The sequence below is a fragment of the Apibacter sp. B3935 genome, from assembly GCF_009827705.1.
GTDB lineage: Bacteria > Bacteroidota > Bacteroidia > Flavobacteriales > Weeksellaceae > Apibacter.
The window spans coordinates 110,550-134,706 of record NZ_WINL01000003.1 but is presented as its reverse complement, the minus strand read 5'-3'; the positions used below and the strand labels follow the sequence as shown (position 1 = coordinate 134,706).

The 24,157-nt window shown below is 32.6% G+C and carries 15 protein-coding genes; 1 reads left to right on the top strand and 14 read right to left on the bottom strand.

Features of this window, described 5'->3' with window-relative positions; genetic code table 11:
• Positions 1 to 16: 16 nt before the first annotated feature.
• The 3 genes from GFV00_RS06470 to gltB form a co-directional block, all read right to left on the bottom strand.
• On the bottom strand, positions 17 to 916 hold the full coding sequence (locus tag GFV00_RS06470; RefSeq protein ID WP_160557592.1) for a DMT family transporter: 900 nt from the start codon (positions 914 to 916) through the stop codon (positions 17 to 19).
• 78 nt (positions 917 to 994) lie between these two features.
• The gene (locus GFV00_RS06465) at positions 995 to 2,416 is read right to left on the bottom strand and encodes a glutamate synthase subunit beta (protein WP_160557593.1); all 1,422 of its coding nucleotides are present in this window, start codon (positions 2,414 to 2,416) and stop codon (positions 995 to 997) included.
• Positions 2,417 to 2,434: 18 nt separating this feature from the next.
• Complete coding sequence (gltB, locus tag GFV00_RS06460) at positions 2,435 to 6,934, bottom strand: glutamate synthase large subunit (protein WP_160557594.1); 4,500 nt, start codon at positions 6,932 to 6,934, stop codon at positions 2,435 to 2,437.
• 332 nt (positions 6,935 to 7,266) lie between these two features.
• On the opposite strand from gltB, the gene tssD reads away from it, so the two are divergent.
• Complete coding sequence (gene tssD, locus GFV00_RS06455) at positions 7,267 to 7,653, top strand: type VI secretion system tube protein TssD (protein WP_105296336.1); 387 nt, start codon at positions 7,267 to 7,269, stop codon at positions 7,651 to 7,653.
• A gap of 247 nt (positions 7,654 to 7,900) precedes the next feature.
• Here the strand turns inward: tssD and recA are convergent, their stop codons facing one another.
• The 11 genes from recA to GFV00_RS06400 form a co-directional block, all read right to left on the bottom strand.
• The gene (gene recA, locus GFV00_RS06450) at positions 7,901 to 8,923 is read right to left on the bottom strand and encodes a recombinase RecA (protein WP_160542507.1); all 1,023 of its coding nucleotides are present in this window, start codon (positions 8,921 to 8,923) and stop codon (positions 7,901 to 7,903) included.
• Between the two features lie 98 nt (positions 8,924 to 9,021).
• Positions 9,022 to 9,480, bottom strand: coding sequence for a thioredoxin-dependent thiol peroxidase (bcp, locus tag GFV00_RS06445; RefSeq protein ID WP_160557595.1), 459 nt, complete (start codon positions 9,478 to 9,480; stop codon positions 9,022 to 9,024).
• 213 nt (positions 9,481 to 9,693) lie between these two features.
• Positions 9,694 to 10,617, bottom strand: coding sequence for a GYDIA family GHMP kinase (locus tag GFV00_RS06440; protein ID WP_160557596.1), 924 nt, complete (start codon positions 10,615 to 10,617; stop codon positions 9,694 to 9,696).
• A gap of 20 nt (positions 10,618 to 10,637) precedes the next feature.
• Positions 10,638 to 11,048 (bottom strand): thioesterase family protein, encoded by a 411-nt coding sequence (locus tag GFV00_RS06435; RefSeq protein ID WP_105296340.1) that lies wholly within the window; start codon positions 11,046 to 11,048, stop codon positions 10,638 to 10,640.
• Positions 11,049 to 11,137: 89 nt separating this feature from the next.
• On the bottom strand, positions 11,138 to 13,093 hold the full coding sequence (locus GFV00_RS06430; RefSeq protein ID WP_160557597.1) for a putative porin: 1,956 nt from the start codon (positions 13,091 to 13,093) through the stop codon (positions 11,138 to 11,140).
• A gap of 208 nt (positions 13,094 to 13,301) precedes the next feature.
• Entirely contained in the window at positions 13,302 to 14,717 is a 1,416-nt protein-coding gene (locus tag GFV00_RS06425; RefSeq protein ID WP_160557598.1) for a RagB/SusD family nutrient uptake outer membrane protein, read from the bottom strand.
• Between the two features lie 17 nt (positions 14,718 to 14,734).
• A complete protein-coding gene (locus tag GFV00_RS06420) occupies positions 14,735 to 17,806 on the bottom strand; it encodes a SusC/RagA family TonB-linked outer membrane protein (protein WP_160557599.1) in 3,072 nt (1,023 codons plus the stop codon).
• Between the two features lie 249 nt (positions 17,807 to 18,055).
• A complete protein-coding gene (infB, locus tag GFV00_RS06415) occupies positions 18,056 to 20,902 on the bottom strand; it encodes a translation initiation factor IF-2 (RefSeq protein WP_105296344.1) in 2,847 nt (948 codons plus the stop codon).
• 63 nt (positions 20,903 to 20,965) lie between these two features.
• Positions 20,966 to 22,201 carry a transcription termination factor NusA gene (gene nusA / locus GFV00_RS06410; protein WP_105296345.1) on the bottom strand — a complete coding sequence of 412 codons (1,236 nt, stop codon included), beginning with the start codon at positions 22,199 to 22,201 and terminating at the stop codon, positions 20,966 to 20,968.
• 19 nt (positions 22,202 to 22,220) lie between these two features.
• Positions 22,221 to 22,688: a ribosome assembly cofactor RimP gene (gene rimP, locus GFV00_RS06405; RefSeq protein WP_160542514.1), complete on the bottom strand. Its 468-nt coding sequence runs from the start codon at positions 22,686 to 22,688 to the stop codon at positions 22,221 to 22,223.
• 207 nt (positions 22,689 to 22,895) lie between these two features.
• Positions 22,896 to 24,005: a PorV/PorQ family protein gene (locus tag GFV00_RS06400; RefSeq protein WP_255448831.1), complete on the bottom strand. Its 1,110-nt coding sequence runs from the start codon at positions 24,003 to 24,005 to the stop codon at positions 22,896 to 22,898.
• Positions 24,006 to 24,157: the final 152 nt, after the last annotated feature.

Sequence of the window (24,157 nt, the reverse complement as noted above, 5' to 3'; positions counted from 1 at the left end):
ACTTAATTATTATATTTTAATTTTGTTTTCTTTTAATTGTTACTCCGTTCTCTGATACATACACCCCCGATAAAATACATATGGTACCTAGAAAAGTAATCATTGTTATACTTTCCTTTAAAATAATTGATGCCGAAATGATTGCTATCAACGGTACTAAGTAGATATAATTGGTTGTTTTTATAATTCCTATTTTCTTTATTGATAAATTCCAGGTAAAAAAACATACCATAGATGCTATAATGCCTAAAAATAAAAGATTAAAAATTACCGTAGGTGTTAGCAATACATCTTTATGAAATTTGAAAGGTGCTATTAAAATAAAAGGTATTATAGTTACTATTCCATAAAAAAATAATTTACGGGTTATAAAAAGTATGGAATAGGTATTACTGAGTTTATTTAAAATTAAGGTATAGATTGTCCAAGAAAGTACTGCCGTTAAAGCCAATAGATCACCCCAAAAGTTTATCTCGAGTATGAAATTACCATTAAATATTACTAAAAAAACTCCTAATAAAGCTAATAAAGAACCATACACTAAATTTTTAGTTACTTTTTCTTTTTTATTTATTACTATAGTAAAAAAAGCGGTTACTATAGGATTAGTAGACAATATTAACGATACATTAGAAGTTAAAGATAACTTCAAAGCTATATTTTCTGTTATAAAGTATATTGTTCCTCCAAATAACCCGATTAACAAGAACAGAAATTCATCTTTATAATTTTTTGAAAAAATTACCTTAGGTGAAAAAAACCATATACATATATAAGCTAATAAAAAACGGTATAAAAAGATCTCTACCGGACTTAATCCGTCATTCATTAATACTTTGGTTGAAATAAAGGTAGTACCCCATATACAAATCGTTATTATAGCTAAAATATGATATTTTAAATTTTTGTTTTTCATACATTTAGTTAGTATTACAATAAAAAAGAACTGATAGTTTTATAAAACTATCAGCTTATTCCAAGATTAAAAAATATACTAGTTCCTTAGGAATTCATCTATATGCCTAGCCGTTTTTCTTCCGGAAGCGATGCTTGTTACCACCAAAGATTGACCGCTCACACAATCACCTGCTGCAAAAATTTTATCCACATTGGTTTTTCTAGTTTCATCGGTATGAATATTTTTTCTTTCATTCATGATGATCTCCATTTCTTCTAAAAAGCCTTCTTGAATGGGATTGACAAATCCAAGGGCCAAAAAAGCCAAGTCAATTTTTAATATTTCGGGTTCTCCCACTTCTTTCAAAGTAAATTTTCCTGATGAATCTTTTTCCCATTCAACTTCTACTAATTCCACTCCGGTTAATTTCCCCTCTTCTCCGATAAATCTTTTGGTATGTAACGACCATCTTCGCTCACATCCTTCTAAATGTGAAGAAGAAGTTTTTAAATAGACCGGAAAAGGAACGGGCCATCGGTTTTCAACTTCTTTTAACTCTTTAGGCTTAGATAGTATTTCAATTTGTATAATATTAGCAGCTCCTTGACGATTAGCCGTTCCTATACAATCGGAACCGGTGTCTCCTCCTCCGATTACCAAAACATTTTTTCCTTTTGCGTTAATAAATTCTTCTTCTGAAATGGTTTCTTTAGCAACAATCTTATTTTGCATTTTTAAATATTCCATTGCGTAATGAACTCCTTTGAGCTCCCTTCCCTCAACTTTCAAATCTCTGGGCATCTGAGACCCGATGGCGATACAAACGGCATCGTAATTTTTTAAAATCTCTCTTCCTTTTATATCTTTGCCCACTTCTGTGTTGACTATAAATTCAATGCCCTCCTCTTTCATCAAATCAACACGTCTTTGAACTACATTTTTGTTTAATTTAAAATCGGGAATACCATAACGAAGCAATCCGCCTATGCTCGTATCTTTTTCATAAACTGTTACAGTATGTCCTTTTTTATTGAGTTGATTGGCTACTGCCATTCCTGCAGGACCGGATCCAATAACTGCTACTTTTTTTCCTGTTCGTGCAGTTGGAAATTGTGGCTTCATGAATCCCTCGGAATAGGCGTGTTCCATTACGGCCGCCTCATTTTCTCTAATGGTAACAGGCGAATCTTCAATCGCCAATACACAAGTTTTTTCGCAAGGGGCCGGACATACTCTGCCTGTAAATTCAGGAAAATCGTTGGTAGATTGTAAACTTCGAGCAGCTCTTTTCCAATTTCTTTTATAAATTAGATCTTGCCATTCGGGCATTTTATTTCCTAATGGACAACCGTATTGACAAAATGGAACTCCGCAGTCCATACATCTAGATGCTTGTAAGAATCTATCTTCTGTATTTAATGTCTGCTCTACTTCTCCATAATCCGAAATTCTTTCATGTCTAGGGCGATACCCTGCCTCTTTTCTGTTTATTGTTAAAAATGCTTTAGGATTTCCCATTTTATACTTTATAATATCTTAATAATCGTATTCTAGTTTTGAAATTTTCTCATTTATTGCGCGAATTTTTTCTTCTTGCAAGACTCTTTTATATTCTATTGGAGTAACTTTAATAAAAGAATTTACTTCGTTTATCCAATTATCCAATAACCTTTTAGCTAATGGGCTTGAAGTGTGTTTGTAATGATTGCTAATAAGATCATTTAATTCACGTATATCGCTAATATCTTCAATTAAGGAAAGTTCAACCATTTCCATATTGCAATAGTAATCGAAATCGCCATCCGGATTGTATACATATGCTATACCGCCACTCATGCCGGCAGCAAAATTTCTTCCTGTTTTACCCAGCACTACCGTTCTTCCTCCGGTCATATATTCACAACAATGATCTCCTGCTCCTTCAACTACCGCAAGAGCTCCACTATTTCTTACACAAAAACGCTCTCCTACCTGACCGTTAATATATACTTCGCCTGAGGTCGCACCATATAAAAGTGTATTTCCCGCTATAATGTTGTTTTCAGGCATAAAGTTAGATGAATCGGGAGGCAACAAAACAATCTTACCGCCTGACAATCCTTTTCCCAAATAGTCATTTGCATCCCCTTTTAATGTAAAAGTGATTCCTTTGGATAAAAAAGCTGCGAAACTTTGACCTGCCGATCCTTTAAATGTGCAATGAATGGTATTATCCGGTAATCCGTCGTTACCGTATTTTTTTGCCACTTCTCCTGACAGCATCGCTCCCACTGCTCTATCCGTATTTTGAATCGTACGTTTCAATGATACGGGCATGGATTGATCTATGGCATTGCGACAAGTGTTTATTAATTCTCTATCTAAAACTTTATCTATTTTATGATCTTGAAGTTTATTGTGTTTTAAAGAATTTTTATTTTTTTCGGGATAATATAATATTCTGTTTAAATCTAATTTTTCAAATCTAGGATTTTGAAGAGAGGATTTGGACTTTAACAAATCTGTTCTTCCCACAATATCGTCTAATTTGGTAAATCCCAGTGAGGCTAAATGTTCTCGAACTTCCTCTGCTAAGAAGGTAAAGAAATTTATTAGATAATCACTTTTGCCGCTAAATTTTCCCCTTAATTGCTCATTTTGGGTTGCTACTCCTACCGGACAAGTATTTAAATGACATTTTCTCATCATAACGCAACCCAAAATAATCAAAGCACTGGTTGCAAAACCAAATTCTTCGGCTCCCAGCATTGCGGCTATGACAATATCCCTGCCTGTTTTTAATTGTCCGTCTGTTTGAAGGCGGATGTTACCTCTAAGATTATTTAACACCAATGTTTGTTGGGTTTCAGCTAAACCGATTTCCAGTGGTAATCCGGCATGTTTAATTGAACTTAACGGACTGGCACCCGTTCCTCCGTCGCACCCGCTGATTAAAATTAAATCTGCCTTTGCTTTTGCCACTCCGGCAGCTATAGTTCCTACACCACTTTCTGATACCAATTTTACGCTAATTATAGCTTTCGGATTTACATTTTTTAAATCATAGATTAATTGTGCCAAATCTTCAATAGAATATATATCGTGATGAGGAGGCGGTGAAATCAATGAGATACCGGGTATGGAATGTCTTGTTTTGGCTATAATCGTGTCAACTTTAAATCCGGGCAATTGTCCTCCTTCGCCCGGCTTCGCTCCTTGAGCTACTTTAATTTGAATTTCATCTGCATTCACTAAATATTCAGTTGTAACTCCAAATCTTCCTGATGCTACTTGTTTGATTGCTGATCTCGCATTAGTTGAAAAACGTTCTTTTAGTTCTCCTCCTTCTCCTGTATTACTTTTTCCCCCGATCGTATTCATAGCAACCGCTATGGCTTCATGTGCTTCTTTACTTATGGATCCGAACGACATAGCTCCTGTAACAAAACGTTTCATTATTTCAGATGCAGGCTCGACTAAATCTATATCAATGGGTTGAGATGTATAATCGATAAAATCTCTTATAAATATTTTATCCTCTTTGTTGTCTACTTCTTGTGTAAATTCTTTAAATTTATTGTAATCTCCGGTTCGTGTGGCAATTTGAAGTTTTGCTATGGTTTCCGGATTCCAAGCATGGGCTTCTCTTCCTTTTCTCCATGCATACATTCCTAAATTGTCGTATATGGTTGAATCATGTACCCCTTCGAATGCTTCTTTAAACGATTGGATGGTATCGTATGCTATGTCTTCTAAGTCTATACCTTCAATTTTTGAAATGGTGTGACCAAAATAATCGGACAATACTTTTGAGCTTATTCCGATCGCCTCAAATACTTGAGCTCCTATATAACTTTTAAGGGTTGATATTCCCATTTTTGAAAGAACTTTCAATAATCCTTTATGTATGGATTTCATGTAATTTCTTTCTGCTGTTGAAAATACCATTTGTATTTCTCCTTTTTCAACCAAATCATTCAACATGGCAAATGACAGGTATGGATTTACCGCATTGGCTCCGTATCCAAATAATAAGGCAAAATGCATAACCTCTCTCGGTTCTGCTGATTCTACCACCAAATCAATTTGCATACGTTTTCTCTTTTTAATCAAATAATGATGGACAGAAGAAACTGCTAATAATGAGGGAATGGCGATATGGTCCAGATCAGCTTTTCTATCACTTAAAATAATATAATTGCTTCCTTTGTCCACTGCTTCTTCCGCTGTTTTACAAAGTTCTTCAATACCTTTTTTCAACCCGTAAGCATATTCATCCGGTTGATACGTAAAGGTTATAGGAATTACTGTCGATTTAAATCCCTTATAGTCTAAATTTTCAAGCAAATCCAATTCTTTATTAGTTATAATGGGATAGGCCAGTCCGACCATTTTACAATGTTCGGGCATGGGCTCTAATATATTTTTATGTAAAGAGCCTATATATCCCGCTAGGGACATTACTAATTCTTCTCTTATAGGATCAATGGGTGGATTGGTTACCTGCGCAAAATGTTGCCTGAAATAGGAAAATAAACGATTGGGTTCTTTGGATAATATGGCCAAAGGGGTATCGTTTCCCATAGAGCCCACCGGTTCTTTACCGTCTATAACCATCGGAATTAAGAGTTTCTCTATATCTTCACGATAATATCCATATGCTGATAACATGACATCCAAATTCGGAACTTCATATTTCACGCTTCTTCCCGAAGATATATCATCTAAAGAAATTCTGTTTTTATCTAACCATTGTTTATACGGATAAGCATTTGCCAATTCTTCTTTCAATTCTTTGTCATACTGAACAGTACCATTCATAGTATCAATTAATACCATTTTTCCTGGTTTTAATCTTCCTTTTTCCCTGATTTCTGAGGGATCAAAGGTAACTACTCCTGTTTCTGAAGCTACTACCATCATATCATGATGGGTAATGAGATATCGTGCGGGACGTAATCCATTTCTATCCAACAATCCCCCGGCATATCGTCCGTCACTGAATAAAATGGTCGCCGGTCCGTCCCACGGTTCCATAAGAATGCTGTGGTATTCATAGAAAGCTTTCAGTTCGGATGAGATCGGGTTTTTATCATTCCATGATTCCGGAACCATCATGGCCAATGCATGGGGCAAGGACTTGCCCGACATTACTAAAAATTCTAATACATTATCAAAAGATGAACTGTCGCTCATTCCCTGCTGCACAATCGGCCATATATCTTCTATATTTCCTATTTTTTCTGATTTTAAAACGCTTTCACGTGCTTCCATCCACAACCTGTTTCCTTTGATGGTGTTGATTTCACCGTTATGCCCGACTAAACGAAAAGGCTGAGCTAAATCCCAGGTTGGAAAAGTATTGGTGCTGAACCTTGAATGAACTAAAGCAATGGCACTGGTAAAATTAGGATGTAATAAATCAGGAAAATAATGTCTTAGTTGTAAAGATGTCAACATTCCTTTATATACAATGGTTTTGGTTGACAAACTTACTATGTAGCACCCGCACTTATTTTTTATATCTGATTCTAATAGTGCTTTTTCAAATTTTTTTCTAAGTAAATACAGTTTTAATTCTAATACTTCTTGTGAATATTCTTCTCCTTTTATGAATATCTGCTTTATAATCGGCTCATTTGCCATTGATATTTCTCCAAGTATATCACTATTAACAGGTACATCCCTCAAGGCTAGAAAACTTAATCCTTCTTTTTTGATTAATTCGGACAGTAATTCAAAGGCCTTTTTTTCTTCTTCTTTTTCCTTAGGGAAAAATAACAACCCGCTCCCATATCTGCCCCTTTCCGGAACTGCTATTCCTTGAAGAAGAACAAATTCATGAGGTATTTGCACCATAATTCCGGCTCCATCTCCGGTTTTATTATCGGCGCTTTCAGCTCCTCTGTGGGTCATATTTTCTAAAACTTGAAGTCCGTTTTCAACAATTGAATGGGATCTGACACCTTTGGTGTGGACTATCATACCTACTCCACACGCGTCATGCTCAAATTCCGGATCATATAATCCTTTTTTACAGTATTCACTTTTCCACATAATTTTTACTCAGAATTTTTTAAGTTATAAAAGTAATAATTATAAATATAAATTATTGCATAAATTGCATTATAATTTGTTATTAATAAATTATAAACATAAATTATCTAGTATTTTATACCTTAAAACGCATAGGAAGATTCGATATTATCAATTGATTTTTGAAAAATTAATATCTATCGGAGATTTAACTGAAAATAAGATATATTAATATTTTTATATTTTACAATTAATTTAACATTAATTTAAAAATAAGACAACTTTCATGTACTATATTTGCGTTATAAATTCAATTAACACAATTTTATTAAGATAATCGTAAAACAATCACTATGTCATTTAAAGCGAAATTAGAAGTAGAAGGGAAATCATATAATGTTTTGAATATTAATTACTCTTTAGCTCAAGAAACAGATCCGACCGGTCGCCCGTCTTCCCAAACCAGAGGGGGAAGGATTGAAGTTTCAATTGAATCTACCGGTGAAACTGATATTTTTGAGTGGATGACAAATAGCTTTGAAAGAAAAGATGGTAAAATAGTATTCATTAAAAGAGACAACAATTCTACTTTAAAAGAATTATATTTTTTTGATGGATATGTTGTGAAATATAAAGAAAATTTTGATTCTTACGGTAAATCTCCTCTAACGGAAACTTTTACTATTTCTGCTAAGAGTATTAAAATGGGAACCGGAGAGCATATTAATGAATGGATTTAAGATTAAAAATCTTTTAATCGGAATTAATAACTGAATTATCGGTTTAAATTAAATTTACACATATTGTATGGTATTTTTATTTAATTAAGAAATTCTATTATCCGTTTTGGTAAGATTTATAAAGTGGTTTCGGATATTAAGTTTCTAATTTTTAAAAATATTTATTTCTTATAAAAAAATAAAACGATGAATTTCAAGAAATTCATCGTTTTTTTATGAGTGTTATAATTAATAACTATTTTACATATTATTGTTCCGCCAATTTTTCTTTAATGCGGGTTTCAATTTCCTCTAATAGTTCCGGATTATCTTTTAATAACTGCTTAACAGAATCTCTTCCTTGTCCAAGTTTCGTATCTTGATAGCTGAACCAGGATCCGGATTTTCCGACAATTCCCATTTCAACTCCTAAATCCAGGACTTCTCCAACTTTGGAAATTCCTTCTCCGTACATAATATCGAATTCTGTTTGACGGAATGGTGGGGCTACTTTATTCTTAACTACTTTTACTTTCACTCTGCTTCCTATTGCATTATCACCATCCTTGATCGGTGAGCCTGATTTACGTATATCAATTCGGACTGAAGCATAGAATTTTAATGCATTTCCTCCGGTAGTTGTTTCCGGGTTTCCAAACATTACTCCAATTTTTTCTCTAAGCTGATTGATAAATATTACGGTACATTTAGTTTTACTAATGGTAGCGGTTAGTTTTCTAAGAGCCTGAGACATTAGTCGTGCATGAAGACCCATTTTAGAATCTCCCATTTCTCCTTCTATTTCTGCTCGAGGAGTTAATGCTGCTACTGAATCGATAACTACAATGTCAATAGCACCTGATCGAATCAGATTATCGGCGATTTCCAATGCTTGTTCTCCATCGTCCGGCTGAGAAATAATCAGATCGTCCAAATTGATGCCCAGACGTTGAGCATAGGTTGGATCGAATGCGTGTTCTGCATCAATGAATGCTGCTATTCCTCCTTTTTTCTGAGCTTCTGCTATTGCGTGTAACGTAAGTGTTGTTTTACCCGATGATTCAGGACCAAATATTTCAATAATTCTTCCTCGTGGATAACCTCCGACCCCTAAAGCCAAATCCAAACCGAAAGATCCGGTAGGAATGGTGTCTACTTCTTCAACAGGCTTATCTCCCATTCGCATGACTGATCCTTTACCATAGGTCTTGTCTAATTTGTCTAAAATTAGATTCAACGCCTTCTTCTTTGCTTCTGAATTGTTTGCGTCTTTGCTTTCTTTTTCTGCCATTATTTGTTTTACTTTTTATATATATTTAATTTTTCAATTGTTTTTAATCCTTTAAAATATTCGTCGTTTAAGAATATCTAAGTTAACTAATGTTTATCTTACAGATTCATAGTTTTAAGGATTTGTTCTGCATGATTCTTTGTTTTTACTTTGGTAATAATATTTTTAATTATTCCATTTTCATCAATTATATAGGTATATCGTAAGATGCCTTCGTATTCTTTTCCCAAAAATTTTTTCTTACCCCATGCTCCAAATGATTCTATTATTTTTTTATCAACGTCTGCTATAAGCGGAAAAGGAAATGAATATTTATCATGAAATGATTTTTGTTTATCTACTGAATCTTTACTTATTCCTATGATTTGATAGCCTTCTTTTTGAAGAGTTGCATAATTATCTCTAAGATTACATCCTTCAGCTGAACAACCCGGAGTATTTGCTTTGGGATAAAAATATATGATAAGTTTTTTTCCTTTAAAATCTGAATATTTAATTATTTTTCCTTCTTGGTCAAGTCCTTCAAAATCAGGAATCTTATCCCCTATTTTTAACATTGTTTTGGGTTTAAACTTTTGGTTATGTAAAGATATTCATAAAAAATATAAGTATCAATTTTTTCAAAACTCTAAATTATATATCCTTACCAACTACCAACCTAAGCAATTATATATCAAACCATTAAGCACCCAAATAATTCTCAGCTATAAATTTTCCATTTCTTTCAATTAAGTGTAAGTAAATATCATGAAATACTGAAATTTTAAATGCTATAGTATAAGATCCTTGTAATTTTTGATTACTTCATATCCTTTGTTTTTGAAATAGGTTTCCGAACATTCTAATTTTTCAGCCATAATAAAATCTCCTCCCCAAGCTCCCAGACTCTTAACAAATCCCGGATAATCACTGAATAAAACTTTTTTTACTGTATCTATATTGATAAATTCTGAAATCAATTGTTCATGTTCTGAAATAAGAATCCTAAATTGATTAAAGGTAATTTTTGGGTCAATAATTTCTCGGGTTATATTTGAAATGGCATCTATGAGATGTTCCGACTTCGATTTTTGTTTATAATGTTGTATTCCTTCTCTTGAATTTTGTTTTTGATTCAAATAAATAAATAAAAGATTTTCCGTTATTGCGGAAGATATTTCTACCTTTTCAATTTTCTTTACTTCATTTTCTTTTAGTTGATAGGTAATAGGCGTATGGGCTTCGGCACAGGCTATATCATAACCGCTTCCTCCAAAAGTTTTTTCTAATAATTTATAGGAATTTACTTTTGTCCATTGCGCTATATTATTGATTAAGGTTGAACTAGTTCCCAAGCCCCAATTTTCGGGAAAGTCCAACCGAGTTACACATTCGTATCCAACTTTATTTTCAAATTTCGTGCTTCCTAATTTTTGTACTTCTTGGAAAATATGGAGTAATTGTTTTGAAAAATTTAAATTCGTCGTTTCATCGATTTTATTGCTGTTAATATCTAAAACGGTTTTAAACCATAATTTTCCATCACTTTTATAGGCAGTCCATACCAATTTATTAGAAAATTCTTGAGTTTGGTGTATTTGAAGAGATTGTCCTAATCGAGTGGGTATGGCTAAACTTACGGCACCATCCAGTACCGTATATTCTCCGGTTAAAAGTAATTTACCGTTACTTTTAAATTTTTGTAAAATACTCAAATTATGAGAGTTAATTCTGTTTATTTTTGAAGGTATTTAGCAAATGATTCATCTAATAGTGCCGGCATACTTACACGTCCATTGACTACACTTACTACTTCTGCTTTTGCTTCAGAACATACTTTGTTGTCGGACTTGCGTATAATTTTTTGATTAAATATATAACGGATTCCTTCTTTTTCCAATGAATCTATGGTACATAAAAATTTTTCTCCTCCTTTTAGTGAACTCATATAGCGTACATGAATGCTTATTAATACTAAATCGATTCCTTTTTGGTGCAAATCATAGAAATCTAGCCCATTATGTTCTAGAAATTCATGACGGCCTACTTCATAATAGTGTTGATAATTTGCATTGTTTACGATGCCTTGTGCATCACATTCATAATCTCGTACTTTTAAATCGATTTCAAAAAGAGGAGTATTCATAATTTAATTTTTTATACGTAATAGTAAACTCTAATTTATGAAAAATTTCGCTTATAAAAAAGGAATTGTAAGATTTTTATTCATGGTTTTTAGGTGAATATATACCAGAGTATTCCTATATTTAAACGAAAATCTGTATATGGATTGAGTGGTGAACTGTAGAATTTGTAACCACTAAAACTGGAGTTGAAATGTTGTCCTTCTAGTATAATCAACATTCTTTTGACTTTAAAATGCAGAAATAAATCTAATACGGGATATTCTCCGATATTATAATTTTCTGTTTTTGATTGTAATCTAAACTCGTTGGTTACCGGTAAAAAGAGTCTGGATTGAAATTTATTAAAGTAATAAGCATTTAATCCTAATTGGAATTCTGCATTATTTTTAAATGCTTTTGACTGGTAATAAATAGTTGCTCTACCAATGAAATCCGGTAAGGGTAAGAGTTGTTTATTACTGGTAACATTTTGATATGCTAAATTAGTTTCCAAATGGAATTTTTTATATTGAAAACTGTTTTTCAAACCTACTTGTACTATATCAACCGAAGAACCGGCTTGTTTAGGAAGATAATCACTATCTAAATAGGTATAATTTTTTATATTATAAAATTGTGTAAAAACTCTTGTATTATAAGGTTTTATATGTAGTTCTCCTCCCGCTTGAACTGTTCTTTCTTTTTTCGGGTCATCCATAAAATAATTCATGGATTTATAAAAACTTTGATTATACAGCAAGTTTAATGACGGTATCTGGGATTTAACTCCTACATTAGCTTCTAAATAATAATCTTTTAAAGGACTGACTATTAAATGATTGTCTAAGTAATACGAATTTTTAAATTCATCTCCCGTCATTGCCTCTCCTTGTGATTTTAAAACAATTTCTTTCTTCCAGTTAAATGTAAGTTTTCCGGCTATTCCCACTCGATTGTCTTTGAGATTTTTAGGAAAGGAAATACTTGGATCTACTATTCGGTCAAAATTAAATTCTAAATGTTCATATTTAAGTCCTGTTTCCAAATGTAATTTATCGCTCCAATCAAAAACTGCCATGGATTGATTGGTAATCTTTCTAAGTTTTTTGGTGTTGTAATGACTTTTCAAATTGTCTACTTCAAAAATACCTTGTTTATCTGAAAAATAGGAATTTAGATTTTTAAATTCTTCATAGGTAAAGTGGGAAGATTCTGCCGAAAAAATATTTTTTATAGATAAAGGATAGGTGTTATGTCCCGAATTAAGTATTCCTAATTGTTGACCGACATAAAATCTTCTTCTTCCATATTTTGATTGAGCTCCTGTAAGGTTTACTTCCATTCGGTCCCGATCTTTAAATCGGCTGTCTCCATCTTCGAAATTTTTTGGAAATTGAATTCCTCCGTTTTCTTCATCGTCTACATTAGCTGTTATATAGTGAGTCCACAAATTATATTTTTGATTTTTGGTATGATAGGCAAGTGTGAATAAAAGTGAATTATTGGAAGCTAATTGTTCTAAATATTTTCCTTCTGAACGTAATCCTCTGTATTGTATGGAATAATTTAGCCTTGAATTGATATTATGTGTAAATAAACTTGATAATGAATGGCCTTGTTTATATCCATTGTTGTATTGAAATTCGGTCATCGGGGTCTGAACATCGAAATATCTTACTTCATCAGCTTCTATTAGGTTAAAAGATTTTCCCGTAGGAATTAAATCTATTCCCGAGTTAATTTTAGTTGAAAATAATAAAGGATTAAAAGTATGTCCTATATTCGAAAACGGCATGGCGCCAAAACTATCTTTGTGATTGTACATTCTATTGCTATAGTATTTATCTATAGTTAAAATGGTATCAAAGATTTTTTTCGCATGATCTTCCGTCCAATATTTATAGGATTGAATGGTTGGGTTATAAATTTTAATTGAATCAGAAGAGATAGGTTTACTGTTTGTTACAGGCATTTCGTTTGTGTTCCCTTCTGAAACCTGAGCAAAAGAAAATATTGAAACTATGCTTGAAAATAAACAGATAAAATATATTCTAATTCTACTCATGTACGTAAACAATATGCAAATATAAAAATAAAAAAACGGCAAAAAAACCGACTGTTTACTCTATATGTTATATTATTCTTAATATCTGTTAAAATAATGCCGAATATCATTATTTACATTCTGTATTTAAAATTATTTTAGTGTTTAATAAAAAGCTATCTATAAAAAAACCACCTTAAATAAGGTGGTTTTTTGTGTATATAATCTCTTAATACCCTTTATTTTGTTGATCTTTATTCATTCCGGCATTATTATCTATTTCGGATTGCGGTATCGGAAAAGCTAATCTGAAGTCTCCAACTGGGAAAGTAATATCTTGTTCTCCTGTTAAGTCTATTCTTGTTAAGGTTTTATTCCATCTTAACAAATCCCAAACCCTGAATCCTTCTCCTACTAATTCTTTTCTTCTCTCTTCTTTTACATCATTCATGGTTATTGTTGTTAATGGAGTAATTCCTCTTTGAGCTCTAATGCCGTTTACTAATTCTAAGGCTTCAGCAGTAGAACCTCCTCCTCCCATTAATATGGCTTCTGCCTGATTTAAGGCTATTTCTTCATATCTAACTAACTTTTGATTTGATTCTCCTGTTAATAACGGATATTTACCTTCAATATAGGTTGCATTTTTGGATGAATTTTGACGCAACATTCCGGTTTTGTCTTTACTATCTTTTTTGATTTTAGCTCTGATATCTTCAGGGTCGTATGCTGCAACTAAACTTGGATTTAAGCGGGTATTGGCGTATCCTTCTGATGAAAAAATATAACCTACACTTGAAGTACCAATAGCCCCTGCAACGCCATAAGCTAATTCAAATATTGAGTTAAGCCCTTCTATTCTCCAACTGGTTATATATAAACCTTTGTCAATTGGTGCATATTGAGCCGTAACTTCACCGGCATATTTATAGACATTGTTATACTCTTCTTTGTATAAATAGTATCTCGACATTAATCCGGCTATCGCTCCTTTAGTTAATTTTTGTTTAACATCAATGTTATAAACTGATTTTTCATAGGCTTGTTGAAAATCAGATTCGATTTGAGCATAACATTCATCTAAGGTTGCTCTTGATACAGCGAATGTTGCCGGATTGGTTGTATTGTCTAAAATTAAGGGAACACCTAAATTTTTATCTTGTGTATATTTTTGTCCAAACAATTTTATGAGATCGAAATATGCCCAAGCTCGGATTGCATAGGCTTGTGATTTAATTTCGTCAATTTTTTCTTCCGAAGTTCCATCTGTTATAGTTGCGTTTATGACAATATTTGCATTGGATATTACTCGATAGATTCTTTTCCATGTATCACTTGCATAACTGTCGGTTGCATTCATGGTAAATTGAGAAACTGTCTGATATCTTCCGGAAGAACCTGTTGAGAACATTTCATCACTTCCTCTAACTTCTCCGAAAACTACATAATTACATCCGTAATAATATTGGGATCTCATTAAGGCATAAGTTCCGTTCATAAATGTTTCCAGCTGACCCAAAGTAGTAATGGGCGTTTCATCTATTACATCGGTTTGTTGCAATTGCGGGTCTGTAAAATCATCTGAGCATGATACGGTTGAAATTAATGATGATAAAACAGTTGCTAATAATATTATCTTTTTCATGGTTATCTTCTTAATTTTTAAAATCCAACATTAACTCCAACAGTAAATGTTTTTAATATAGGTTGTTCAAAGTTACTTCCTCCTCCATTGACATTTTGTTCAGGTTCTATTTTCAGATGCCTTACTTTACTGTCAAAACAATAGGTCCAAATATTGGTTCCTCGTAGATATATTTTAAGGTTAGTTAATCCTATATCATCTAATACTGATTTTGAAAAAGTATATCCGATGGTTAAGTCTCTTAATCTGATGAAATCGCCATCATATAAAAATCTGGTTGATGAATAGTTGGATTTTGAAGAATTGGTAAGTATTGGTTTTGGATTTGAAGCATGAGGATTATCCGGCGTCCAGAAATCGCCTTGTTCTTCATATCCTCCATATATATGTATATATTGTCCGTCACTGGTAGTGTAATTTCTCCATCCATCATATATTTTATGTCCGAAATTACCACTGAAGGTTGCAGATAAAGATATTCTTTTATAAGATAGATCTGTTGAAATCCCTGCCATGTATTTTGGAAGTGTAGTTCCTTGAACGGCTCTTTCTGCTTTATTATAATCGGTAGTTACTTCTCCTCCTTTTCCATTTACATACCATTGTCCTTCTCCTGTAGTAGGGTTAACTCCCGCCCATTTCCTCATATACCAACTTTTTACGGCTTCTCCTTTTCTAACAATATTTACCCCTGTAATAGATTCACCTAACGGAAGATTTGTTACTTCATTTTTTACGTAAGTGAAATTACCGGATAGATACCAGTTGAACCCGTCAGGAGTATCTGATTTGATTATTGTTCCTCCTAAATCTAATTCAATCCCTTTGTTTACCATATCTCCGGCATTAACTAATACGGTAGAGAAACCTGTGGTTAATGATATACCTTTAGGGAATATTAAATCTTTTGTCTTTTTGTGAAAGTATGAAGCTGAAAAATTCAATCTGTGATTAAAAAATTCAGTTTCGAAACCTGCATCAAACTGTCTGATTTTTTCCCAAGTGAAATCTTTATATCCTAATTGATAGATATATCCTCCCGCAGCATCATTATAGTTTAAATCATATCCATATTGTGCAAATGAATTTAAATCGTCATATAGTAATTGATTTCCTAATTCTCCATATGATGCTTTGATTTTTAATAAATCAATGGATGATCCGATTAAAAATCTTTCATTGGAAATATCATAAGCTGCTCCTACAGACCAGAATGTCCCCCATTTATTACCTGAACCAAAGTTATTTAATGCTTCTCTTCTTATCGTTCCGTCCAGAAAATACTTTTTGCTGTAATCGTAACTTACATTCGCTGCATATGCATTTCTTGTAGCGATATATCCATTTCCGGTGGTTTCTTCATTTTTAACAAAATTATCTGTAGAATATAACCCCAGTCTTCCTAATGTAGTATTTGAAGTGCTTAAGTATTTATAGTCTTTTTTATAAGCTTCTTGTATAATTCGTGTATCAAAGTGATGGTTTTCTCCTACTGTGAAAAAGTAATTTAAAATATTCTGAACATTCCAGTTAAAATATCGTACTCTTTCATTAGTCATTCTTCCGTTTGTATTTGCTCCGTCTCCATGAATTGGATTATCATATTTATCTCTTTCCATGTTTATATACTCCGGTGCAAAATTTATCACATATCTTAAATTATTAATAATCTTGTATTCACCTTGTATATTAGCAAAAACTCTGGCTGTTTTAGTGGTTATGTAGTTATTTTCCAATAAATACGCGGCATTAAACATACCGTTAAACATTCTTCCGCCTTCTCCTAAATTATAACTTCCATCCGGATTTTTAGCAGGGTCAGTTGGCAGCATAAAGTATTTAGTTAATAACGGATTTGAAAAATATCCTCCATTTAAAACACTATTTTGTTTGGTATAAGCCGCATTGATATCTGTACGGATGGTTAATTGATCTGTAGCTTTATAATCAGTTGCTAATCTCCCACTTACTCTATCAAAGTCTGTACTTCTTACAGTACCTTCTTGTGAGAAATAATTAAGAGACGAAGCATATTTTAATTTATCTGAACCTCCGGTTACTCCAATATTTAGACTGTTTTGAGAGGTATAATCTCTTTCCACAAGTTTAGTCCAATCAGGAACCTCAGTTTTACCATCCCATAACGGCAAAGTGGTTTCTTTTGGAGCCAATTCATTATTTATATAATCGATGGCTTCTTGTTCTGTTAAATTTCTTTTATTTTTAACCGCTTCTGTTAAAACTCTGTTCCATGTTCCCGGAGTGATTGATTTTGGGCCTTTTACCGCTTTTTTTCCAAAACCTCTTTCCAAGTCAACTGAAAATTTAGCTTTCCCGTTTTTTCCTTTTTTGGTAGTTATCACAATAACCCCCGCTCCTGCATCAGCACCATACAGAGAGGTAGCTGCTGCATCTTTTAAGACCGTATAGGATTCAATATCATTGGGATTTATGGTTGCTAAAACATTTGTTGAGGGGTCTGTTTCGGATTTGTTACGATTATTGGTTAAATTACCTGAAGAAAATCTTACCCCGTCAATAATGTAAATCGGATTGTTATTTCCGTTTACAGAGGTAACTCCTCTCAATCTTATTTGTGCAAGTCCTCCCGGCTGACCTGTGGAGGAGTTTACTGACAAACCTGAAACTCTTCCTGCTAAGGCTTTATCAAATGATGCAATCGGGGCATTTGATATATCTGATCCTTTTACCACAGATGCTGTTCCTACCACATCTTTAGCATCTCTTATTCTACCGAATCCTAAAACAACTACTTCTTCAATTTCCTTTTCGTCTTTTTTCTCGATTTTTTTAGAAAATTTAAATGCTAAATCATCTTTTGCTATTACTTCTTCAGATTCTTCTTCTAAATTCGTAATTACTAAAACATCCCCAACTTTTCCTGCTGATAATTCAAAATTACCGTCATCATCGGTTCTTGTAAAAGTATTCGTTCCCTTAATTTCGACCTTTGCTCCTATGGCAGGTTCACCATCAGCCTCTTGTACATTTCCTTTAATTTGCCCAAAAACAAATTGACCGGATAAGCACAATCCTAGCACACTTAAAATTTTAAGTTCTTTCCTCATACAATAATATATACTTAGTTAAACAACAAAATTCTAACATTTTTTTAATATATCCAAAAATAATATTAAATTATCTTAAAATAATAGCTATTTGTTATAAATATAGTTAAATTATTATGTAAATATTAAATAATAAAAAAATTAGACGTAATTCATTGAAAGAACACTATAATATAAGATGGTTGGAAATAAAAAAAGCTGTATGAAATTTCATACAGCTTTTATATTAGTTATGTATAATTTTAAAATTTAAATCTTCAATTTTTTCTTAACTTCTACTTCTTCGTATACTTCCAATAAATCTCCTATCTGAATATCATTATAATTCTTAATATTCAATCCACATTCGTATCCTTTGCTTACTTCTTTTACATCATCTTTAAATCTTTTTAAGCTTTCAAGCTCACCGGTATATACTACTATACCTTCTCTAATGATACGTATTTTAGAATTTCTGTTAATAGTTCCATCTAAAACCATACATCCTGCAATAGTACCCACTTTGGAAATTTTAAAGGTTTCTCTGATTTCAACATTTCCAATAATTTGTTCTCTGATTTCAGGAGAAAGCATACCTTCCATAGCTTCTTTAACATCGTTAATTACGTCATAGATAATGGAATAGGTTCTAATTTCGATTTCTTCTCTTTCTGCTAATTCTCTGGCACTTTGGTTTGGACGAATGTTAAATCCAATTAATATGGCATCTGAAGCTGCTGCTAATAAAATATCAGACTCTGTAATCTGTCCAACTCCTTTATGGATGATATTGATTTGAATCTGATCATTAGATAATTTTTGTAAAGAATCTGTTAGTGCTTCTACTGAACCATCTACATCTCCTTTTAGGATAATGTTTAATTCTTTAAAATCACCTAAGGCAATTCTTCTTCCAATTTCATCTAAGGTGATATGTTTTTGAGTTCTTATGGATTGTTCTCTGATTAATTGCTCTCGTTTGTTAGCTATTTGTTTGGCTTCTTTCTCATCCTCAAATACCCTAAATTTATCCCCTGCAGTTGGCGCTCCATCTAAACCTAAAACCGTAACGGGAACTGATGGACCGGCCTCTTTCATCGGTTTTCCTCTTTCATCCATCATGGCTCTTACTTTACCGTGATTTTTCCCCGCCAAAATGTAGTCTCCAACTCGTAAAGTCCCATTTTGTACTAATATGGTTGATACATAACCTCTTCCTTTATCTAAGGCTGCTTCAATAACCACTCCATTAGATAATCGGTTAGGATTGGCTTTTAAATCCAATATTTCAGCTTCTAATAATACTTTTTCAAGCAGAATATCAACATTGGTTCCAAACTTAGCGGAAATTTCTTGGGATTGAATATTACCTCCCCAATCTTCTACTAATAAGTTCATTTGGGATAATTCTTCCTTGATTTTATCAGGGTTGGAATTAGGCTTATCAATTTTATTAATTGCAAATATCATAGGAACACCCGCTGCTTGAGCGTGACTGATCGCTTCTTTGGTTTGAGGCATCACATTATCATCTGCTGCAACTACGATAATTGCTAAATCGGTTACTTGAGCACCCCTTGCACGCATGGCGGTAAAGGCTTCGTGTCCGGGTGTATCTAAAAAAGTGATTTTTTGCCCATTGGAAAGCTTAACATTATAAGCCCCTATATGTTGTGTTATCCCTCCGGATTCACCGGCAATTACATTGGTATTTCTTATATAATCCAGCAAAGAAGTTTTTCCGTGGTCCACATGTCCCATCACTGTAACGATTGGAGCTCTGGTAACCAAATCTTCTTCTTTATCTTGTTCTTCTTCAATAGCAGAATCATCTACTTCAGAATCGGTAAATTCAATTTTATAACCAAACTCATCGGCTACCAATACCATGGTATCAGCATCTAACCGTTGATTCATGGTTACCATAACACCTAAAGAAAAACATGCAGAAATAATTTCAGTTGCTGCAACATTCATTAAACTCGCCAACTCGTTAACTGTAATAAACTCAGTTACTTTAAGAGTGTTATCTTTTCTTTCTTGTTCGTGTAATTCAGCTTCTTGCTCTCTTCTTTGAATTCTTTTATCTCTTCTGAATTTTGAACTCTTAGATTTTCCTCCTTTGGATGTTAATTTTTCTAAGGTTTCTTTTATTTGATTTTTTACTTGTTCATCCGTTAATTCTGCCGGACGAACATTTCTGTTTCCTCCGCCTGAATTTGGACGTCTGTTTCCTCCGCCTTTTTTAAAGTTTTTATTTTGTCCTTGACCTGATCCGCCTTTTTTATCTCCGTTGTTGTTTATTGATTTAGCAACCGCATTTACATCAACTTTAGAGTCTTTAACAATTCTTTTTCTTTTCTTTTTCTCAGAATTTGAATTTTCTTTATTGACTTTTTTAGGTTTTTGAAATTGTGTTAAATCAATCTTTTGACCTGTAATTTTAGGTCCGTCCAACTTTTGGTATTGGGTTTCTAACTTTTCAGGTTCGTCATCTTGTGATTTTTTTTCATTCTCCTCAACTACCGGTGAAGAAGAAACGACCTGTGGTTTTTCTGATTTTTTTTCTTCTTTAATTTCCTGTTTCGGCTGCTCTTCTGCATTTTTCTCTTTCTGTTTTTTAACCGGATGTGTAGGTTCCTTAGCTCTTTGTAGGTCTTCAGGAGATATTTTTCCAACTATTTTAATACCCGATTTTTTTTCTTCTACAGGTTTAGTTTCTTTTTGCTCAACATTTTGAGAGGAAGTTACTTTTTCTTCTTCTTTTTCTTTCTCTTTTCTAAAATCTTTTTTAGTCTTTCTATGAGCATCTAGGTCTATTTTACCTATTGTTTTAGGTGCAGCTATTTCATCGGCTTTAACCTTAAATATTTCCGGTTGCTCCACCTTCTCTTCCTTTCTTCTTTCCGGAATTTTGTTTATGACCACATCTAAAGACGCATCTTTTTTCATTTTATCTTCTGAGAATTCAGTAACTAAGAGCTGATACGCTTTTTGATCTAACTTTACGTTAGGGTTTTTCTCAATCCCGACATTTTGAGAATGTAAATATTCTACTGCTCTGTCAAGAGAGATATTAAGGTCTTTTAATACTTTACTTAATCGAATACCCGACATATTATACTTTGTTGTTATTCTATTTTTTTTACAAATATGATAATTTATTGAAAGAAATTTACATTATTCTTCAAATTCTTCTTTTAAAATACGGATCACATCTATAATGGTTTCTTCTTCTAAATCCGTAAGTTCTAATAAATCATTTACATCTTTTTCTAATACAGATCGTGCTGTATCTAATCCTACTTTTTTCAATTCTTCAATAACCCAGCTTTCTATTTCATCGGAAAATTCTGTCAATTCAATATCTTCTTCTTCCGGCTCATCTCTTCGTACATCAATCTCATATCCTGTTAACCAACTAGCCAATTTAATATTTTGTCCACCTTTACCTATCGCTTTAGATACTTCTTCCGGTCTTAAGAAAACTACTGCATGTTTGTTTTCTTCGTCTAATTCCATGGAAGATACTTTTGCGGGACTTAAAGCTCTTTGGATAAATAATTGCTGATTGTTGGTATAACTGATTACATCTATATTTTCATTTCTCAATTCTCTTACAATTGAATGGATTCTAGATCCTTTCATACCGACACATGCTCCTACCGGATCTATTCTGTCATCATAGGATTCTACTGCTACTTTGGCTTTTTCTCCCGGTATACGAACAGTTTTCTTAATAGTAATTAATCCATCATATATTTCAGGAATCTCAAATTCAAACAGTTTTTCCAAAAATTTAGGTGAAGTTCTTGAAAGGATAATTAATGGTTTTCCTCCTTTAAAGCCTACTTCTTCTACCACGGCTTTTACGGTTTCTCCTTTTCTGAAGAAATCGGATGGTATTTGATTTTCTTTGGGAAGTATCATGTCATTTTGATCTTCATCCATTAAGATAACCTGCTTATGACGAATATAATGGACTTCACCGCTTACAATTTCTCCTTCTATTGATTTGAATTTTTCATATAAATTAGAGTTATCGTATTCGGCTATTTTTGTGTTCAATACTTGTTTGAATGCAAGAATATTTCTTCTTCCTAATTCGTTTAATTCAATCTTTTGGGTATATTCTTCTCCAACTTCAAAACTTGGATCAATTTTTCTAACTTCACTGATTTCTATTTCTAACAAATCATCTTCAGACATTTCATCTTCAACGATTTTTCTATTTAAATATATCTCCAAGTCCCCTTTATCCGGGTTAACAATAACATCAAAATGATCGTCTGAACCATATCTCTTTCTTAAAACGGTTTTCATTGATTCTTCAACGATTGCCATTAAAGTAATTCTATCTATATTTTTCTCGTCTTTAAAATCTGCAAATGATTCTATTAACTCTATACTATCCATCGGTCCGTTCTAATTTAAATTAAAATTTTATATTAATTGTTGCTCTTTTTATATTGCTGTAAAATATTTCTTCTTTGACTTCTATAGTTACTTTTCCTTTACCTACTTCTTTAGCCCTTCTTTCCTTCCATGTAAGAACTACTTTTTCTTCGTCTGCATCAACTATAGTTCCATTTAGCTCTCTATTTTCTATAGTAATAATCTGTAGATCCCTTCCCTTATTTTTCACATACTGTCTTGGATATAATAAAGGATTGGTTATACCGTAAGAATAGACTGACAATTCAAAATCTTCTTCTTCTCTGTCTAAGTTATTTTCAATTGCTCTACTGCAATCTAAACAATCTTGCACAGAAACCCCTTCGTCTCCGTCTATGGTAACTTCAATTTTATTAGTTTGAGAAACTTTACAAGATATTAAAAACAAATCTGCTCTAGTTTGAAGAAATTCTTCTAATAATACATTTACTTTCTCTTCCAATGCCATAATAACACCCTCTAATAAACAACTAAATCTTAACAATAATTTACTATACTATTTTTTCTAAGAATAAAGTACAAAAAAAAGCCCTTGTAGATAGGCTTTTAATAATCTTTTAAATCCCAAAAACTTTACAAATGTAATACTTATTTTCTAAATAATAAAATTATACTCTCTATGTATAAGATAATTACAGTTTTATATTTTATAAAATTATTTAATAAACTCTGCCATATCGATTTTAACTGAAAATATATTAGAATATAATGCAACTGAAGAATTTCCGATATTAGTAAGTGCATAATCTACCGTTACTCCTTTATAACGAAACCCTATACCTGCATTGGGCTGAATTGTTAATTTTCTTGAATCGTCAAAACGGGTTTCATATTGCAAATTATTTAAACCTGCTCGTAAAAAAACCACATGATCATAATCTAATTCTATCCCTAAAGATGGGGACATACTCAACGCTTCTGATGAAAGCCAATCATTATTTTTATCAAATTCAAAATTTAAATCTAACTCAGCCAACAATCCGAATTTATCATTTAAATCGAATTTTTTGGCTGCGCCTAATTTTAATTTAGGCATGGTTAACTCTATTTTATCTTTAGGCGCTTCATTAAGTGTTTCTCCGTCTAATTCTAATTTATTTAATTTTTTTTCATTTACGGACCATGCATTAAAAGTGGTTGTTATATCTCTGGCCATAATTCCAAAATAAAATTGATCTTGGGTTCGATATTGCAATCCCGCGTCTAATCCAAAACCGAATGCATTAGCAAATTTACCGATATGCCTATATACTATTTTTGCATTTGCTCCTATTGAAAGATTAGGGTCATTGAATAAATTACCGGCATAGGAGGCCATAAACGCATAATCTGCCGTTGAAAATCGACTTATTTTATTGTAATCTATATTCCCTTGATTATCGATCAATTGAGTGGTATTCATAATATCATCTACCGCAAATCGATAGAGTGAAAAACCAATCGTTCCTTCCGTTCCACTGTTTAAAGGAATTGCTGCCGCAGCATATTCATATTTGGCGATGGATTGAAAATATTCTGCATGCATCAAAGCTCCTTGCCAAGCATCTCTAACTTCCGTCAACCCTGCCGGATTCCAATATCCTGCATTTACATCCGATACATTAGCTATCACTGAATTTCCCATCCCAAATGCACGAGCATCTGCTCCTATATTTAGAAATTCATTTGAATACTTTCTAAATGCTTGCGCATGAAGATTCATATTAAAATGAACAGCCCAAATGAGGATGCTTAAAGTAATTTTTTTTTGAATTTTCCCTTTCAACAAATAGTATTTTTTTTGTGTAAACAAACTATCGTATAAACGTTGAAAACCGTTATTTATTACTTGCGCTGCCTCGGATTTTTAAAAATAATTATTACTTTTATAACTTAATTTGCTTTGTATTTAACAATACATTATTCATAAATACCTGA

What these genes read in the sequence shown, in the direction of transcription:
- tssD (WP_105296336.1), top strand. Translation starts at nt 7,267, where the DNA reads ATGTCATTTAAAGCGAAATTAGAAGTAGAAGGGAAATCATATAATGTT.
- bcp (WP_160557595.1), bottom strand. Translation starts at nt 9,480, where the DNA reads ATGTTAAAAATAGGGGATAAGATTCCTGATTTTGAAGGACTTGACCAA.
- recA (WP_160542507.1), bottom strand. Translation starts at nt 8,923, where the DNA reads ATGGCAGAAAAAGAAAGCAAAGACGCAAACAATTCAGAAGCAAAGAAG.
- GFV00_RS06425 (WP_160557598.1), bottom strand. Translation starts at nt 14,717, where the DNA reads ATGAAAAAGATAATATTATTAGCAACTGTTTTATCATCATTAATTTCA.
- GFV00_RS06420 (WP_160557599.1), bottom strand. Translation starts at nt 17,806, where the DNA reads ATGAGGAAAGAACTTAAAATTTTAAGTGTGCTAGGATTGTGCTTATCC.
- rimP (WP_160542514.1), bottom strand. Translation starts at nt 22,688, where the DNA reads ATGGCATTGGAAGAGAAAGTAAATGTATTATTAGAAGAATTTCTTCAA.
- gltB (WP_160557594.1), bottom strand. Translation starts at nt 6,934, where the DNA reads ATGTGGAAAAGTGAATACTGTAAAAAAGGATTATATGATCCGGAATTT.
- infB (WP_105296344.1), bottom strand. Translation starts at nt 20,902, where the DNA reads ATGTCGGGTATTCGATTAAGTAAAGTATTAAAAGACCTTAATATCTCT.
- GFV00_RS06470 (WP_160557592.1), bottom strand. Translation starts at nt 916, where the DNA reads ATGAAAAACAAAAATTTAAAATATCATATTTTAGCTATAATAACGATT.
- nusA (WP_105296345.1), bottom strand. Translation starts at nt 22,201, where the DNA reads ATGGATAGTATAGAGTTAATAGAATCATTTGCAGATTTTAAAGACGAG.
- GFV00_RS06435 (WP_105296340.1), bottom strand. Translation starts at nt 11,048, where the DNA reads ATGAATACTCCTCTTTTTGAAATCGATTTAAAAGTACGAGATTATGAA.
- GFV00_RS06465 (WP_160557593.1), bottom strand. Translation starts at nt 2,416, where the DNA reads ATGGGAAATCCTAAAGCATTTTTAACAATAAACAGAAAAGAGGCAGGG.
- GFV00_RS06430 (WP_160557597.1), bottom strand. Translation starts at nt 13,093, where the DNA reads ATGAGTAGAATTAGAATATATTTTATCTGTTTATTTTCAAGCATAGTT.